The sequence below is a fragment of the Paractinoplanes toevensis genome (genome assembly GCF_018332695.1).
Classification (GTDB): Bacteria; Actinomycetota; Actinomycetes; order Mycobacteriales; family Micromonosporaceae; genus Actinoplanes; species Actinoplanes toevensis.
Map to the genome: position 1 here is coordinate 1 of NZ_BOQN01000250.1, position 1,325 is coordinate 1,325.

At 72.5% G+C, this 1,325-nt stretch carries 3 protein-coding genes; all 3 read right to left on the minus strand.

Annotated elements, in window-relative coordinates:
* Window positions 1-714, minus strand: a 714-nt coding sequence (locus Ato02nite_RS50990) for a 4-(cytidine 5'-diphospho)-2-C-methyl-D-erythritol kinase (protein ID WP_213013971.1), incomplete at its 3' end; no start/stop codon positions are given.
* Window positions 711-890 carry a hypothetical protein gene (locus Ato02nite_RS50995; RefSeq protein WP_213013972.1) on the minus strand — a complete coding sequence of 60 codons (180 nt, stop codon included), beginning with the start codon at window positions 888-890 and terminating at the stop codon, window positions 711-713. The genes Ato02nite_RS50995 and Ato02nite_RS50990, both read right to left, overlap by 4 nt.
* Window positions 887-1,325, minus strand: a 439-nt coding sequence (locus Ato02nite_RS51000; protein ID WP_281419916.1) for a ribosomal RNA small subunit methyltransferase A, incomplete at its 5' end; no start/stop codon positions are given. The genes Ato02nite_RS51000 and Ato02nite_RS50995, both read right to left, overlap by 4 nt.

Here is a 1,325-nt window from a genome sequence, read left to right on the forward strand (position 1 = left end):
GCCGAGGGCGGCGCCGAGCACCGCCGGGTCACGCTGGCGCAGCGCGGACATCAGGTCGTCGGCGTCGGAGAGTGCCTTGGGCGGGAACGGGCTGTCCCGCAGGGCGTCGAGCTTGCCGTAGACCTCCGGCGTCGACAGCCCGCCGTCGGCCAGCGCCACCACCCAGTGCCAGGTGGTCGGCCGGGCGAGGATCGGGCTGACCGACTCGCCGTGCCCGGTGCCCAGCGCGGTGCCGCCGTGCAGCAGGAACGGCACGTCGGAGCCGAGCGTGGCGCCGACCTCGGCCAGCTCCTCGCGGGACATCCCGGTGCCCCACAGCAGGTCACAGGCGAGCAGGGTGGCGGCCGCGTCAGCGCTGCCGCCGGCCAGCCCGGCAGCGAGCGGGATCGTCTTGCGCAGGTGCAGCCGAGCGTGGGCCGGCACCCGGGCCCGGGTGGCGAGCGCCCGGGCGGCCCGGATGATCAGGTTGGTCTCGTCGAGCGCGAGCGACCCGGCGCCCTCACCCTCCATGGTCAGCGCGAGGGTGTCTCCCGGCCGCGCGGTCAGCTCGTCGAACAGGCTGATCGCGTGATAGACGGTGTTCAGCTCGTGATAGCCGTCGGCCCGCAGCGGCCCGACCGCGAGATGCATATTGATCTTCGCAGGCACCCGGACCCGAACCGGCCCATGGTGCCGCCGCGGCTCGTCATCGTCCGGCCCCCACGCCTCCGTCACGGAGTGATCTCCCGAATCGGCAGCTCGATGGCAAACGGCTTGCTCAAGCGCAGCACCTCATCAGAGTCACCGGCCCGCGCACGGCGGCCGTCCACCAGGTCGTCCGCGTGCACGGCCGGGCGCTGTCGCATCGCGTCGGGCGTCCACATGACGAACTCGGGAGCTTCCGCCGTCATGAGTCCACCTCCTCGGGCTGCCGGTCGGACGCGCTGAGCTTACCGCCGACCCCCGACAGTTTGGCCGCGGCCGCTATCGCCGTGAACTGCTCCACGGTCAGCATCTCGCCGCGCTCCTGCGGGCTTATCCCGGCGGCGACCAGCACCTTTTCCGCCCGGTCCGGGCCACCGGCCCAGCCCGCCAGGGCCGCCCGCAGCGTCTTGCGCCGCTGTGCGAACGCCGCGTCCACCACCGCGAAAACATCAGATCTATCGATGTCCTCCGCCGGTGGACGACGCCGGCTGAACGCGACGAGTCCGGAATCCACGTTGGGCACCGGCCAGAACACGGCCGGCGGCACCTTACCGGCCGGCTTCGCCTTCGCGTACCAGGCCAACTTCACCGACGGGACGCCGTACACCTTGGAACCCGGACCGGCGACCAGCCGGTCGGCG